This window comes from Rhodococcoides kyotonense, assembly GCF_900188125.1.
In the GTDB taxonomy this organism is placed as follows: Bacteria; Actinomycetota; Actinomycetes; order Mycobacteriales; family Mycobacteriaceae; genus Rhodococcoides; species Rhodococcoides kyotonense.
This window is the reverse complement of the sequence record NZ_FZOW01000016.1, coordinates 50,712-65,309: the sequence shown is the minus strand read 5'-3', so window position 1 is coordinate 65,309 and position 14,598 is coordinate 50,712. Positions and strand designations below refer to the sequence as shown.

At 63.7% G+C, this 14,598-nt stretch carries 15 protein-coding genes; 14 read left to right on the top strand and 1 reads right to left on the bottom strand.

Features of this window, described 5'->3' with window-relative positions; genetic code table 11:
- Position 1: 1 nt before the first annotated feature.
- The 8 genes from CHB96_RS22955 (at position 2) to CHB96_RS22925 (ending at position 8,340) form a co-directional block, all read left to right on the top strand.
- The gene (locus CHB96_RS22955) at positions 2–1,834 is read left to right on the top strand and encodes a hypothetical protein (protein WP_089250628.1); all 1,833 of its coding nucleotides are present in this window, start codon (positions 2–4) and stop codon (positions 1,832–1,834) included.
- Between the two features lie 244 nt (positions 1,835–2,078).
- Entirely contained in the window at positions 2,079–2,771 is a 693-nt protein-coding gene (locus CHB96_RS22950; protein ID WP_089250626.1) for a DUF433 domain-containing protein, read from the top strand.
- A 4-nt stretch (positions 2,772–2,775) separates the two neighbouring features.
- Entirely contained in the window at positions 2,776–3,204 is a 429-nt protein-coding gene (locus CHB96_RS30430; protein WP_176444449.1) for a PIN-like domain-containing protein, read from the top strand.
- 123 nt (positions 3,205–3,327) lie between these two features.
- Positions 3,328–4,449: a low temperature requirement protein A gene (locus tag CHB96_RS22945; RefSeq protein WP_089250738.1), complete on the top strand. Its 1,122-nt coding sequence runs from the start codon at positions 3,328–3,330 to the stop codon at positions 4,447–4,449.
- Positions 4,450–4,461: 12 nt separating this feature from the next.
- A complete protein-coding gene (locus CHB96_RS22940; protein ID WP_089250624.1) occupies positions 4,462–5,217 on the top strand; it encodes a phosphoglyceromutase in 756 nt (251 codons plus the stop codon).
- 118 nt (positions 5,218–5,335) lie between these two features.
- Positions 5,336–6,505 carry a sensor histidine kinase gene (locus tag CHB96_RS22935; RefSeq protein WP_089250622.1) on the top strand — a complete coding sequence of 390 codons (1,170 nt, stop codon included), beginning with the start codon at positions 5,336–5,338 and terminating at the stop codon, positions 6,503–6,505.
- Entirely contained in the window at positions 6,502–7,191 is a 690-nt protein-coding gene (locus tag CHB96_RS22930) for a winged helix-turn-helix domain-containing protein (RefSeq protein ID WP_089250620.1), read from the top strand. The genes CHB96_RS22935 and CHB96_RS22930 overlap by 4 nt, the downstream gene beginning before the upstream one ends.
- 123 nt (positions 7,192–7,314) lie before the next feature.
- Complete coding sequence (locus tag CHB96_RS22925) at positions 7,315–8,340, top strand: NAD(P)-dependent alcohol dehydrogenase (RefSeq protein WP_089250618.1); 1,026 nt, start codon at positions 7,315–7,317, stop codon at positions 8,338–8,340.
- A gap of 64 nt (positions 8,341–8,404) precedes the next feature.
- On the opposite strand, the gene CHB96_RS22920 is transcribed toward CHB96_RS22925, so the two are convergent.
- Positions 8,405–9,202 (bottom strand): DUF3109 family protein, encoded by a 798-nt coding sequence (locus CHB96_RS22920; protein WP_089250616.1) that lies wholly within the window; start codon positions 9,200–9,202, stop codon positions 8,405–8,407.
- Positions 9,203–9,235: 33 nt separating this feature from the next.
- On the opposite strand from CHB96_RS22920, the gene CHB96_RS22915 reads away from it, so the two are divergent.
- From CHB96_RS22915 to proC, 6 genes are read left to right on the top strand one after another with little or no spacing between them, the layout of a single operon-like run.
- Positions 9,236–10,189 carry a Ppx/GppA family phosphatase gene (locus CHB96_RS22915; RefSeq protein WP_089250614.1) on the top strand — a complete coding sequence of 318 codons (954 nt, stop codon included), beginning with the start codon at positions 9,236–9,238 and terminating at the stop codon, positions 10,187–10,189.
- Positions 10,186–11,343 carry an Rv0497 family membrane protein gene (locus tag CHB96_RS22910; RefSeq protein ID WP_089250612.1) on the top strand — a complete coding sequence of 386 codons (1,158 nt, stop codon included), beginning with the start codon at positions 10,186–10,188 and terminating at the stop codon, positions 11,341–11,343. The genes CHB96_RS22915 and CHB96_RS22910 overlap by 4 nt, the downstream gene beginning before the upstream one ends.
- A 10-nt stretch (positions 11,344–11,353) precedes the next feature.
- Positions 11,354–12,208, top strand: a complete 855-nt coding sequence (locus CHB96_RS22905; protein WP_089250610.1) for a sugar phosphate isomerase/epimerase family protein — start codon at positions 11,354–11,356, stop codon at positions 12,206–12,208.
- Between the two features lie 38 nt (positions 12,209–12,246).
- Entirely contained in the window at positions 12,247–12,858 is a 612-nt protein-coding gene (locus tag CHB96_RS22900) for a MerR family transcriptional regulator (RefSeq protein ID WP_089250608.1), read from the top strand.
- Entirely contained in the window at positions 12,855–13,685 is an 831-nt protein-coding gene (locus CHB96_RS22895; protein ID WP_089250606.1) for a thioesterase family protein, read from the top strand. Before CHB96_RS22900 ends, CHB96_RS22895 begins: the two co-directional genes overlap by 4 nt.
- A gap of 24 nt (positions 13,686–13,709) precedes the next feature.
- Positions 13,710–14,525 carry a pyrroline-5-carboxylate reductase gene (gene proC / locus CHB96_RS22890; protein ID WP_089250604.1) on the top strand — a complete coding sequence of 272 codons (816 nt, stop codon included), beginning with the start codon at positions 13,710–13,712 and terminating at the stop codon, positions 14,523–14,525.
- Positions 14,526–14,598: the final 73 nt, after the last annotated feature.

The window sequence follows — 14,598 nt, the reverse complement described above, 5'->3', positions numbered from 1 at the left end:
CATGACAGCGGCACCGGATGTGGCCCAGACGACTGAACTCGGATGTCGTTCTCTGTTTCGTGTCAACAGTGACGCCCACCTATCCGATCGTGTCCACGAGCAGTTGTACGCGTGGTGTAAGGAAAAGAACTGGGACGCAGACAAGATCGTCGGACCCGGCATCGTCGAGATAGCTGACGGTGTCACTGCCTCGCTCGTCCGCGAGGAACGTCAAGATGGCAGCACCGTCGAGAGATGGCGCTTCCACCAGGACGAAGGCCAGGCCATCTGGATTACCCAGGTGACAACCCTCGTCGACCGGAACAATTCCGGATGGGTGTGGACCGATGTGTCTGGCCCGGACACTCAAACCCCGGGCGTGCCACGACTGGTGCGGAACATTCTGCAGGTCACCGAAGGCCTCGACGGGGCGTATCGACTCACCGCGGAGCCGTACCGCGCAACAGTCGACGACGTCGACGACATCTACAACGCAATCATGGATCCGGACCGACGCGGATTTCTTTTCCTTGCCGGTGCAGACGACAACGTCAACATTCCGCACGCGGACTGGCTGGGGTTCATATCGAAACTGCTTGCGGGAACACGAGGCATCGCCAGTGCGTACGTCCTCGATGCGACGGCGACGCTCGCACTGAATGCGCGTCTGCCAGCATCTCACCGCATCCGTGAATGGGCGGTGCGAACGTTCCTGCCCGATCCGCAACTCGACGATCCACGAGATGGGGTGCGGCACCGCATCCTGACGACGGCCCGGATCGTCGAAGACTCGCGATCACGATTGCGAGGATTGCTAGCACGGTCGGCTTGCCGTCATTCCGCCGGCATGCCGTTGCCGCACGAACTGGTCCGGATCGACCGGAAACTACGACAGCTACTCGACGACACCATCGTCGATCGGGTGGAGGTCAGCGCTCCGGTCGAAGAGTTCGCTCCCGCACCAACTGAACCTGAAACGCCAGAAGCACCGACTGCTCCCGAACCTCCCACGTCGAGAGGTGTGTTCGCCGCGTTGAGATCAGTGGTGTCGACGGTGATCGGTTCAGCAGAAGTGACGGTCGATGCAGTGACCAGACTCGGTGCTCTGGCATCAGAAGCATTGAGCAGCAATCGAAGTCTGGATCTGATCAGGACCAGACTGCGTAGCCTGGAGAACGAGCGCAGCAATCTGGAAGATCAGAATGTCGAGTTTCTCCGGCGCGCGCAGGATGGGCAGGACGAACTTGCTGCGGCCCGAATCGACCTCGATGATGCAGAGAAGCAGCTGCGACATCTCCGTTCCGAGCTCGCGAAATTGGACCGCGCGGGGACTGTGGCTTGGGTGCCCGAAACGAATCCAGCCGACGAGCCTCCGACGACTTTCGCCGAGTTGATCGAGCGAGTAAGCGAATTCGAACATGTCCGCTTCACCGGCGAGTCGAAGTATGCACTCGAGCTGGACGAGCACGGCCTTCTGGAATGGTCGATCCGTACGTGGAGCGCGTTGCGCGGGCTGAACGATTACTGTCGACTGCGCTCATCCGGTGAGTTCGATGGCAGCGTGGACGATTACATCAATGACGTGCCTGCGGGATGCGCAGTAATCACCCCGGGTAGCCACGCAAGCGGCGAGACGAAAGCGACCCAGAACCATCCACTTTTCGGTCCGCCCCGCATACTGCCTGTGCCGAAAGTTGTCGACCCAGCGGGCACGGTGTTCATGGGCGCACACGTGCGAATCGCGAAGTACGGCAGCGTCAGTCCGCGCTTGCACTATCACAACGACGCTTCCGGAACCGGACGAATCTACGTTGGGTATATCGGCCGGCATTTACCGAACTTTCGGACGACCTGACCTGGTTCAGAAGCGCTCGGCTTCACGCATCGCGGTCAGTTCACCCGACAAGTACGGTCCCTCGATCGGGTCAGGCAGAGCCGTGGCGTCGTTACGTGGGTCGACTGAGTCAGTCGTGTCGGTCGCTGACCGATGACTCGAATCTTCCATTCCAGCTTCTGGCATGTCCCCAGCTTAAGGCACTTCTTAGTTCTGATCAGCGGCGATCGAGCCAACCGTCGGACCGACCCGGTATCATGCGCGCATGTCGACGATTGCGGTGCCTGATGTGGAGAGCCTTGCTCTGTACACGCTGTCGGACGCTGCACGCATTCTCGATGTGCCGACAGCAACCTTTGCCAACTGGGCCAAAGGCTACGACTTCAAAACGCTGGCGGGGAGGCGGCACGCACCCGCGCTCGTCACGACAGCCGCCCGCGGTCGCGGACGAACGGTTCCGTTCATAGGGCTCGCCGAGGCTTACGTTCTCGCTGCGTTCCGTTCGGCCGGAGTCCCGATGCAACGCATAAGGCCCGCGGTCGAGCGGCTGACTAGAGAGATCGATCTCGATGTTGCTCTTGCTTCCGAACGATTGGTAACCGATGGGGCGGAAGTACTCTACGACTTCGGACAGTCGGGCGATGAAGGCGCCGACGCAGTCGCAGGTTTGGTCGTCGTACGGAACCAGCAACGAGTGTTCAATGATGTGGTTTCGGACTATCTGCAGACGATCACCTTCGATGGCGGCCTTGTCGCCAGGTTTGGATTGCCGAAATATGGTTCGGCGGGGGTATCGGTCGATCCCCAGATCAATTCCGGGCAGCCGACCATCACTAGACGTGGTGTTCGGGTCGCAGATGTGCTGTCGAGGGTGAAGGCGGGGGAATCGATCTCCGATGTGGCTTTCGACTATGACTTGTCGTCAGAAACCGTCCGCGCTGTGATCGCCGCGGCCTGAGCCCGTGGACGCCGACCTTTCGCAGTTGGCGTTCTTCTGTGATCGAGGGTTGGGTTCGAGGCTGGTCCCTAGCGCACTCCGCGCAGCGGGATGGGCAATTACCACGATGGACGAACGCTATGGCACCGGAGCTTCACAGAAGATTTCGGATACCGAATGGATTCGGGATGCAACTGCTCGTGGCGAGGTCCTTCTGGCGAAGGACTTGACGATTGCTTCCAATCCTGCGGAAGCGCAGGCAATTTGGATGAATAATGCTCGCTTGTTCGGACTGAGTCGCGCAGGCCTGACGGCCCCGGCAATGATCGAGTTGTTTCTTCGCCATCAGTCGGCGATAGTGCGGATGGCGTGTCGCCCAGCTGGTGGTTACGTCTTCGCAATTGGTGACGACAGGATAAGGCGTCGGACGTTGGGGTATCCGCCAGTTGGCTAGTCGCGCGAAATGTCGCCGGCGCCCGAAATGTCCGGAAAACCATTCTCCGGCAGCGGCATTCGGCGTCGGTGATTTATCGTCCTACCCGTGAACCTACCGACCACGTCGTTCCGCCTCGTGTCGATGCGCCCGCGGGACCCGCAGGAGCCGCATCGGGCCGCGAGTCCGCTGGAGTTGTTCTTCGACCTCGTGTTCGTCGTCGCGGTCAGTATCGCCGCGGTGCAGTTGCATCATGCGTTGAGCGAGAACCACATCGCCGACGGACTCGTCAGCTACCTGATGGTGTTCTTCGGAATCTGGTGGGCGTGGATGAATTTCACGTGGTTCGCGACGTCGTTCGACACCGACGACTGGCTCTACCGCGTACTCACGGTGCTGCAGATGGCGGGCGTGCTGGTCCTGGCGGCGGGTATCGAGCCGGCGTTCACGGACAGGGATTACACGATCCTGGTGATCGGATACGTCGTCATGCGTATCGCGATGGTGGCGCAGTGGCTTCGAGCGTCGAGATCCCCGGAGCACAAGCGGACCGCTCTGACGTATGCATTCGGAATCGCAGGCGTCCAGGTGCTGTGGATCCTGTGGCTCCTCGTGCCGCAGAACCAGTGGGAAGTCGTCGGATTCGTCGTTCTCGCGGCACTCGAGGTGTCGATTCCGATCATCGCGGAAAGACGAGGTTCGACGCCGTGGCACCCGCACCACATCACCGAACGCTACGGACTGTTCACGCTGATCCTGCTCGGTGAGAGTCTGCTGGCGTCGGCCAATGCGATCATCGAGGCGCTGCACGACGAGACCGCCCTCGCTCCGCTGATCTCGATCTCGGTGCTCACACTCGTCGTTACGGCGTCACTGTGGTGGATCTACTTCTGGCCTCCGCATCACCGGGCGATCGGGAAGTTCGGCAATTCCCTGACCTATGGGTACGTCCACTACTTCGTCTTCGCTGCAGCAGGCGCGTTCTCGGCCGGTATCGAAGTGGAGATCGACGTGCTCACCGGTCACAGCGAACTGGGAGACGTCGCCGCGTCGTTCACGGTCACGGTGCCGATCGCCGTGTTCGTGCTGGGCGTGTGGTTCGTCGCGATCAGGGCCAACGCGGACCGCGTCGTCAACGTGGTCGTGCCGGTCGGTGCGCTGCTCGTTCTGCTCGACCCGGTCATCCCCATCCCGATCACACTGACGGCCGTCGTGATGGTCGTGATGGTGGCGGTTCTCGTTGCGCGTCGGCCCACCCCGGCGTGAGAAACTGGCCGCATGAGTATCGGAACCCTGATTCTGCTCCGCCACGGCGAGAGTGAATGGAACGCGTCGAACCAGTTCACCGGCTGGGTGGACGTCCGTCTGACCGAGAAAGGCGAAGCCGAGGGCAAGCGTGCCGGCGAGCTCCTCGCAGAGTCCGGTGTTCTGCCCGACGTGTTGTACACGTCGCTGCTGCGTCGCGCGATCAGCACTGCGAACCTCGCGCTCGACGCCGCCGATCGCCACTGGATCCCCGTCGTCCGTGACTGGCGACTCAACGAACGCCACTACGGCGCGCTGCAGGGCTTGAACAAGGCCGAGACCAAGGACAAGTACGGCGACGAGCAGTTCATGCTGTGGCGTCGTAGCTACGACACCCCGCCGCCGGCCATCGAGGTAGGCAGCGAATACAGCCAGGACGCCGACACTCGGTACTCCGATCTCGACAGCGTTCCGCTGACGGAGTGCCTGAAGGACGTCGTCGACCGCCTCATCCCGTACTTCGAAGAGGTCATCGTCGCCGAACTGAAGGCGGGGAAGAACGTCCTCGTCGCCGCGCACGGCAACTCGCTGCGCGCGCTCGTGAAGTACCTCGACGAGATCTCCGACGCCGACATCGCCGCGCTGAACATCCCGACGGGCATTCCGCTGCGGTACGACTTCGAGGGTGGAGAGGGCAAGCTCGTCCCGTCCAACCCCGGCGGAACATACCTGGACCCCGAAGCAGCGGCCGCAGGCGCAGCCGCAGTCGCGAATCAGGGTGCCAAGTAGGCATCAGGCCGAAACAGTAGGTGAACGAACGAAGAACACTGTCGACGAGGGCTGTAACCACCAGGGAAATGCCTGCACCCTGCGTATGTGAGCTGTCCATCGAACGTACGATTCCGGTGTGAGTGTTGCATCGGCCGTCCTGCTGGCATTGTCTGCAGCATTCGGTGGATACCTCGTCGGCGGTGTTCTTATCCCGTACCTCAACACGCGACACTCGGAACGGCGACGAGCATCGTCCGGACTGACCATGTCCCAGGTCCTCGACCTGATCGTGTTGGCGTCGGAGAGCGGGATCGCCGTCGTCGACAAGTTCCACGACGTCGTCCTGTTCAATCCGCGGGCCGAGGAGTTGGGCCTCGTGCGTAACCGCCTCATCGACGACCGGGCGTGGGATGCCGCGCAGAAGGTCCTCGACGACGGGCAATCCGTCGAAATCGATCTGACCGCGAAGAATCCACGCACCGGACGCGACAAGATCGCCGTCCGAGCCGTCGCGCGCCTGCTCAGCAAGGAAGACAGTCGGTTCGTCGTCCTCTTCGCCGACGACGATTCCGAGCAGGTCCGGATGGAAGCGACGCGTCGGGACTTCGTCGCCAATGTCAGTCACGAACTGAAGACGCCCGTCGGCGCGATGAGTCTGCTCGCCGAGGCGCTTCTCGAATCCGCCGACGACCCGGAATCGGTGCGGCATTTCGGTGGCAAGGTCGTCGCGGAATCGAAGCGGCTGGGCAACATGGTGACCGAGCTGATCGCGCTGTCTCGGCTGCAAGGTGCCGAGAAGTTGCCGGATCTCGAAGTCGTCGACGTCGACAGCGTCGTAGCCGCCGCTCTGGACAGGTCCAAGCTTGCCGCCGAGAACGCCGGCATCACCGTCACCACCGACCACCCCAGCGGCCTCGAGGCCCTGGGTGACCAGGCCTTGCTGGTGACGGCGCTCGCGAACCTCATCCAGAACGCGATCGCGTACTCGCCCGACGGGTCGCCGGTCTCGGTCAGCAGGGCGTTGCGCGGCCAGTTCGTCGCGTTCGCCGTCACCGACCGAGGCATCGGCATCGCGAAAGAGGATCAGGAACGGGTCTTCGAACGATTCTTCCGCGTCGACAAAGCGCGTTCGCGGGCAACCGGCGGGACGGGCCTCGGCCTCGCCATCGCCAAACACGTCGCAGCCAACCACAACGGCAGCATCTCGCTGTGGAGCAAGCTCGGCACCGGATCGACTTTCACCCTGCAGATCCCCGCCTATTTCGAAGAAGACGACCCCGGGTCGACGGAAAGTGAGAAACAGTGACCAACGTGCTGATCGTCGAGGACGAGGAATCGTTGGCCGATCCATTGGCCTTCCTGCTCCGCAAGGAGGGTTTCGAGGCCACGGTCGCCGGTGACGGCCCGTCGGCGCTCGCGGAGTTCGACCGGGCAGGCGCCGACATCGTCCTGCTCGACCTCATGCTTCCCGGCATGAGCGGTACCGACGTGTGCAAGCAGTTGCGTGCGCGCTCGGGAGTTCCGGTCATCATGGTGACCGCGCGCGACAGCGAGATCGACAAGGTCGTCGGCCTGGAACTGGGTGCCGACGACTACGTCACGAAGCCGTACTCGGCCCGTGAACTGATCGCTCGCATTCGCGCGGTGCTCCGACGCGGCAGCGACGCCGACATCGACGGCGCCGCGGACACCGGAGTGCTCGAGGCGGGGCCCGTGCGCATGGACGTCGAACGCCACGTGGTGATGGTGAACAACGAGCAGATCACGTTGCCGCTCAAGGAATTCGACCTGCTCGAGTACCTGCTGCGCAACTCCGGTCGGGTGCTGACGCGTGGTCAGCTGATCGATCGGGTGTGGGGCGCCGATTATGTCGGCGACACCAAGACCCTCGACGTGCACGTCAAGCGTCTGCGGTCGAAGATCGAGTCCGACCCGGCCAAGCCCGAGCACCTCGTCACGGTTCGCGGATTGGGCTACAAGCTCGAGGGATAACCGTTGTGAGTGAAAATGTGTAGCCCGCTACACATTTTCACTCACGTGGCGGCGCAGCCGCCCCACTGCAAGGTTTAAACTTCAAGTATTGCTATCTATGAATACGACGAAGGAAGTTTCTCGATGAAAGCCTTGCAGTACCGCACGATCGGATCCCGGCCCGAGCTGGTCGAGATCGACACACCCACCCCATCGGCATCGGAGATCCTGCTCCGCGTGACAGCTGCGGGTGCGTGTCACTCCGACGAGTTCATCATGGGCGTCTCCGAAGAGGAGTACTACTTCAAGCCCCTGCCGCTCACGCTCGGCCATGAGGTCGCGGGTGTCGTGGAAGCAGTCGGCGACGGTGTCACCGGCGTCGAGGTCGGCGAATCCGTGCTCGTCTACGGGCCGTGGGGATGTGGCCGCTGTTACCAGTGCGCACAGGGCAACGAGATGAACTGCGAGAAGGGGATGCGGGCGCCCGGCATCTTCAGTGACGGCGGCATGGCCGAGTTCATGATCGTCGACGACGCCCGGCACCTTGTCCCGCTCGGTGACCTCGACTCCGTGACGAGCGTGTCTCTCACCGACGCAGGTCTGACGCCGTACCGCGCTGTGAAGTCGGCACTGCCGAAGCTGACTCCCGGCACGACGGCCGTCGTGATCGGTGCAGGTGGGCTAGGGCATGTCGCGATTCAGATTCTCAAGGCGCTGACGCAGGCGACCGTCGTCGCTCTCGATCTCGGTGACGAGCAGCTCGAATTCGCGCGCAAGGTCGGAGCCGACCACACGTTCAAGTCCGAGCCGGCCGCGGTCGATTCGGTCAAGGAGATCACCCGCGGGCTTGGAGCCGACGTCGTGTTCGACTTCGTCGGCATCCAGCCGACGGCCGATCTCGCGGCAGGGATGGTTGCGACGGCGGGGCATGTCGTCGTCATCGGCGTGGCAAGCGGTGCCGTGCCCATCGGGCAGCGGACGGTCCCGCTCGACGTCACGGGCCGCGCTATCAACTGGGGATCTCGGGCCGAGCTGATCGAGGTCGTCGAGCTGGCCAAGCGCGGCGCGATCGAAATCCACGTCGAGAAGTACTCGCTCGACGAGGCGCCGCAGGCCTACGAAAACTTGCACGCAGGCAAGATCCGCGGCCGCGCGGTCATTGTGCCGTAGTGCTCTATGTGCGCGGAAATACATAGCGGGCTATGTATTTCCGCGCACATGGGCCGAAGGCCCCCTACTTGGTTCGCTGCGCCTCTCGCGTCGCCGGATGCACCGCGATGAGCCCGAGGCCGCGGCGCCGCTTGCACAACGACGCCAGCTCGTCGTACGCAGGCTTGCCGAGTAGCTCGGTCAGCTCGGGCTTGTAAGACTCGAACACCTGCTTGCTGCCGACGTGCGCGTCGGGAGAGCCTGAGCAGTACCAGGACAGGTCGTGGCCACCTTCTCCCCAGCCGCGACGGTCGTATTCGCCGATCGTCGTCTTGAGGATCTCGGTGCCGTCCGGACGCGTCACCCAGTCCTGGGTGCGGCGGATCGGCAGCTGCCAGCAGACGTCGGGTTTGACCTCGAGAGGCTCGATCCCCTTCCGCAGCGCCATCGAGTGCAGCGCGCAGCCGATGCCGCCTTCGAATCCGGGCCGGTTCTGGAAGATGCACGCGCCCTTGTATCGACGCGTACGCAGTGACTGCTCGTCGTCGAGGTCGTCGTATTCGACGTAGCCCTTCTTACCGAGGCCTTTGTCCATGAACTGCCAGTCCTCGGCAGTGAGTAACTTCACCGACTCGTCGAGCTTCTTCTTGTCGTCGTCGTCGGACAGAAAGGCTCCGTGCGAACAGCATCCGTCGTCGGGCCGCCCAGCGACGGTGCCCTGGCACGCCGGGGTGCCGAACACACAGGTCCAGTTCGACAGAAGCCATGTCAGGTCTGCCGCGATGATGTGTTCGGAGTTGTCGGGATCGGGGAATTCCACCCATTCGCGGGGGAAATCCAGGTCGACTTCCGCAGCAAACTGCTGCTTACTACCTGCTGTCACAAGACACGACGCTAGACCCAGTACCGTGGATGTGTGCGATTAGGGGTGCTCGACGTCGGAAGCAACACCGTGCATCTACTGGTGGTGGATGCACATCGTGGTGGACACCCCACTCCGATGAGCTCCTCGAAGGCGACGCTGCGCCTGTCCGAGAACACCGACGCCGACGGCAATATCACCCCGGCAGGTGCAGAACGCCTGGTCGGCGAGGTTGCCGACTTCGCTGCGATCGCCACGAAGTCCGGATGCGAAGAGTTGATGGCCTTCGCGACGTCGGCGGTACGTGATGCTCACAACAGCGACGCGGTTCTCGCCCGAGTGAAGAACGAGACGGGCGTCGTGTTGCAGACGCTGTCGGGAGTCGACGAGGCGCGATTGACGTTCCTCGCAGTTCGACGCTGGTTCGGCTGGAGCGCCGGTCGCATTCTGAACCTCGACATCGGCGGTGGCTCGCTCGAGCTCACCTCGGGCAGCGACGAGGATCCGGATGTCGCGTTCTCGCTTCCGCTCGGCGCAGGCCGTCTGACCAGGGATTGGCTCGACGCCGACCCGCCCGGCAAACGACGCGTCGCCGTCCTGCGGGATTGGCTCGACGCGGAACTGTCGACGCCGGCCAAGGAGTTGCTCGCCGCCGGTGAGCCCGACCGGATGGTCGGCACGTCGAAGACGTTCCGTTCGCTCGCGAGGCTGACCGGCGCCGCGCCGTCCGCCGCAGGCCCGAGGGTCCCGCGCACGTTGACGGCGAACGGTCTCAGGCAACTCATAGCCTTCATATCGAGGATGACTGCTGCAGACCGTGCAGAATTGGAAGGAGTCAGCGCCGACCGCTCACCGCAATTGGTGGCCGGGGCGCTCGTAGCGGAAGCGAGCATGCGGGCCTTGTCGATCGATACGATCGAGATCTGCCCGTGGGCGCTCAGGGAAGGTTTGATTTTGCGGAAGCTGGACACCGAAACGGACGGCGATCTGGTGGTGAGCACGACGTGACCGACAACAACACGAACCCGGAGGACACCGGGCAGATTTCCGTTGCCGAACTACTCGCGCGCAACGGACAGAAGGCCAACCTGAGTTCAGGTGGTCGACGTCGGCGCGGAGTGAAGGGCGGCATCTCGGTCGCCGAACTGACCGGCGAGATTCCCGTCGTCAGGGATGAGCCGACGGCAGGCGGGGCCCCCGTCATCGAACCGGAACCCGCGGCGGCACCGAAACCGCCAATCGATCCCAAGACTCCCGGCGACCGCAAGACTCCCGGCGAGTCCAAGCCTTCGGTCGAGCCCAAGCCCTCGGTCGAGCCCAAGCCTTCGGTCGAGTCCAAGCCTTCGGTCGAGCCCAAGTCGTCGTCCTTCGGTTCGCGTGCGCAGCCAGAGCCCGAGTTGTTGTCCGGCTCGACCACTGCCGCAGGCGACCTTCTCAACAAGGCGCACGACGAGAGTGAGCGTCGCCCGTACGGCTCGGTCCCGTCCCAGCGTCCCGTGCCCATCACGAGGGCGCGTAGCACCGGCTTCGTGCAGCGGGGCCGAACCGAGCGCGAGCCGGAACCGAAAACCGACGTCACAGCCAAGACCGACGTCACAGCCAAGACTGCCGTCACAGCGAAGCCCGAGGTCACAGCCAAAACAAAGGTCACCGCCAAGACCGATGCGACGGCCGAGTCACCCGCGAAGTCTTCGGGGCACGTGAAATCGAAGGCGGAGACCGCGGTCAAGCCCGTGACTCGCGCGCTACCGACGATCGACAAGCCCACGAAGAAGACCGAGGACGACGACAAGGTCTCGCTCGAGAAGCAGGCGGACGACGACGCGGTCACCGAGGTCACCGACGCGATCGGCGACAAGGACGAGCACGACGACGCCCCTGCGTCCCCGGCAAAGAAAGATGCCGCCAGGCAGTGGCTCGTTCTCGCGGGTCAGGGCGTCGTGGCGATCGTCGTCGGCGCGCTGTTGTTCAAGGGCTTCGAGAAGCTGTGGGACATGTTGCCGTGGGTCGCGTTGATCCTGGCGGTACTGGTGATCGTCGGACTCGTCGCGGTGGTGCGCATCCTGAGACGCACGGACGACATGATCAGCATGGTCATCGCTATCGCGGTCGGAGTGTTCGTCACGCTGGGACCGCTGGCGTTCCAATTGAGTACCGGCTGACAAGGCCTGCATGCCTGCGTCCGAGGTCGTCGTCGGTCTGTCCACGGCGTCGGTGTACCCGCAGAACACCGAGGCTGCGTTCCGCTTCGCTGCCGAATTGGGGTACGACGGCATCGAGCTGATGGTGTGGGCGGAGTCGGTCAGTCAGGACGTCGAAGCGGTCGCGGCGTTGTCGCGGAAGTACCGCATTCCGGTCCAGGCCATTCATGCGCCGTGTCTGCTCATCTCCCAGCGCGTCTGGGGATCCGATCCTGCCGCGAAGTTGGAACGATCGGTGCAGGCCGCCGAGAAGCTGGGGGCTGCGACCGTCGTCGTACATCCGCCTTTTCGGTGGCAGAAGAAGTACGCCGACGGCTTTTCCGACCAGGTTGCGGATCTCGAGATGGGGTCCGACGTCATCGTCGCCGTCGAGAACATGTTCCCGATGCGTGCAGATCGCTTCTTCGGGCGCAAGGAAGGGTCGGCGGCTCGGCTGCGTAAGCGCGGCGGGCCGGGTGCGGCGCTGTCGGCGTTCGCGCCGTCGTACGATCCGACCGATTCGGGTCACGCCCACTACACGCTGGACCTCTCCCACACGGCGACAGCCGGTTCCGATGCCGTCGAGCTCATGAACCGCATGGGCGACGGCCTGGCGCACCTGCATCTGGCCGACGGCAGGGGCGCGTCGGTGGACGAGCATCTGATTCCCGGCCACGGTGACCAGCCGTGCGCCGAGGTGTGTTCCGAGCTGGTTCGACGAGGTTTCCGCGGCCAGGCCGTCGTCGAGATCAACACGCAGAACGCTCGGACGCTGACCGAACGTTCGTCGATGCTCGGTCAGGCGTTGGAGTTCGCGCGTAAGCACCTGAATTCTTCCTCGGGGTAAGGTCTGGATACTGCAGGTATCCAATCGAGGGAGTCGGCGTGCGCGTATCTCAGCTCGTCGCCGCGTCGGGTGTCCCACTTGCGACGATCAAGTACTACCTGCGCGAGGGCCTGCTCATGCCAGGCATATCCACGTCCGCGACGCAGTCGACGTACGGCGACGAGCACGTCGAGCGCCTGGCTCTCATCAAGGCGCTCGCAGGCGCGGGGCTGCCGATCGACCGCATCAGAACGGTTCTGCGGCTGATCGAATACCCGGAGGCGTCGCTGTTCCAGACGCTCGGGCGCGCGATCGCCGAGCTGCCGCCCTATCTCGACGACGCCGATGCCGAGGACTACCCGCTGGCGAAAGCGGCGCTCGAGAAACTCGGGCAGGTCTACGACCCCAGGTTCGTCGCCGTCGCACAGCTCGACCGAGCTCTGCGAGCAGCCGAGGAAGTCGGAATCCCGATGACCGACGAGCGGCTGGAGGTGTACGGACGCCACGTGCGCGGCATCGCCGACTACGACCTGTCGCTCATGCCGGACACCGTCGAAGCGGCCGTCGAATACTCGGTGATCGGAACGGCCGTCTACGAACCCGTCATCACAGCACTCCGACGCCTCGCCCATCAAGACATAGCTTCTGCACTCGAAAGGCCAGCCACATGACCAGCCCGTTCCGATCCGCGACGACCGTCACGACGACCCATCACAGCGACACCGAAGGCGCGTTCGGCGCGGTCATCGATTCGACGTGGACGATCGGACCCAAAGTCCACGGTGGAACGATGCTCGCCACCTGCGCGGCCGCCGCACGAGCCCAACTGAGCGACGACGACCTGCAGCCCCTCGCCGTCAGCGTCAGCTACCTCAACGCGCCCGACCCCGGTGCCGTCGAGCTGACGACGATCGTTCGCAAGCGCGGCAAGCAGGTCAGTCACGTCGATGTCGAGATGACACAGGGCGGACGCGTCGCGGTCCGGGCCGTCGTCACGCTCGGGCGTCCGGACACCGACGTGCCGCGCCACGAGGTGCCGTCGTCGCTCGCGTCGATGCCTGCCGAGCCACCCGCCGAGACCCAGGCGATCGGCGGGGATCACCCGATGGCGTCGATCGTGCATGTGGCGCAGGGCTGCGAGATGCGCATCGACCCGTCGTCGGCGCATTTCCTGTCGGGACAGCAGGGGGAGCCGGAGGTTCGGATGTGGGTACGGCCGCATCCCGACGACGAGGCCGACGTCGACACTGCCGTGCTGTTCGCGTTGATGACCGGTGACATCTGCGCGCCCGTGACGATGAACCGCGGCATGTTCGGATGGGCGCCGACGGTTCAGCTGACGGGCTATCTGCGTAAGGCACCTGCGCCCGGTTGGTTGCGGGTCGCGGCGAGCAGCACCGTCATCGGCGGCACGTGGTTCGAGGAAGACCATCTGGTGCTCGATTCGACGGGTGCCGTGGTCGTGCAGAGCCGACAGTTGGCGATGGTGCCGCGCTGAGTACCGCAATCTAGGCTTACCGCCATGACGAGAATTGCAGTAATCGGAGGTGGCCGGATCGGCGAGGCGCTGATCGCGGGTCTCCTCGAATCGGGTCATGCGGTTCGTGACCTGGTGGTGGCCGAGAAGTTCGAATCGCGGGCAGCGGAGCTGGCGTCGACGTACGGAATCCTGACGACGTCCATCTCCGAGGCGTCGGAGAACGCCGACGTCATCGTCCTCGCGGTCAAGCCGGGCGACGCGGAATCGGTCGTCACCGAGATCGCGAAGACGGATCTGGACGGCGAGCGCGAGCAGTTGATCGTGTCGTTGATCGCCGGTGTTCCCACTGCGAAGTTCGAGCCGAAGCTGCCTGCGGGGTTCCCCGTCATCCGTGTCATGCCCAACACGCCGATGCTCGTCGGCGAGGGTGTCAGCGTTCTGGCGCCCGGACGCTACGCGAAAGCCGAACACCTCGAACTCGTCCGGACGATCCTGTCGAGCGTCGGCAAGGTCGTGACGGTCAAGGAGAATCAGCTCGACGCCGTCACCGCCGTCTCGGGCTCGGGACCGGCCTACTTCTTCCTCGTCGCCGAGGCCATGGTCGACGCGGGAGTCGGGCTCGGATTGTCCAGGGATGTCGCGTCGGCGCTCGTGGTTCAGACGATGGTCGGGTCGGCTGCGATGCTCGATCGTTCGGACGAAACGCCGACGGAACTCCGATATGCCGTCACATCGCCCGGAGGCACGACGGCCGCAGCAGTCCGAGAATTGGAGTCCAATGGCCTCCGAGCAGCGTTTTTCCATGCTCTGAGTGCCGCCAAGGACCGATCGACTGAGATGGGCATCACAGCAGAATAAAAATTCGATGACCTACACCCGTCGCAACAACCCCATGTGTCACGTTAAGCTCACAGGTAGCACGTGCGTGTCT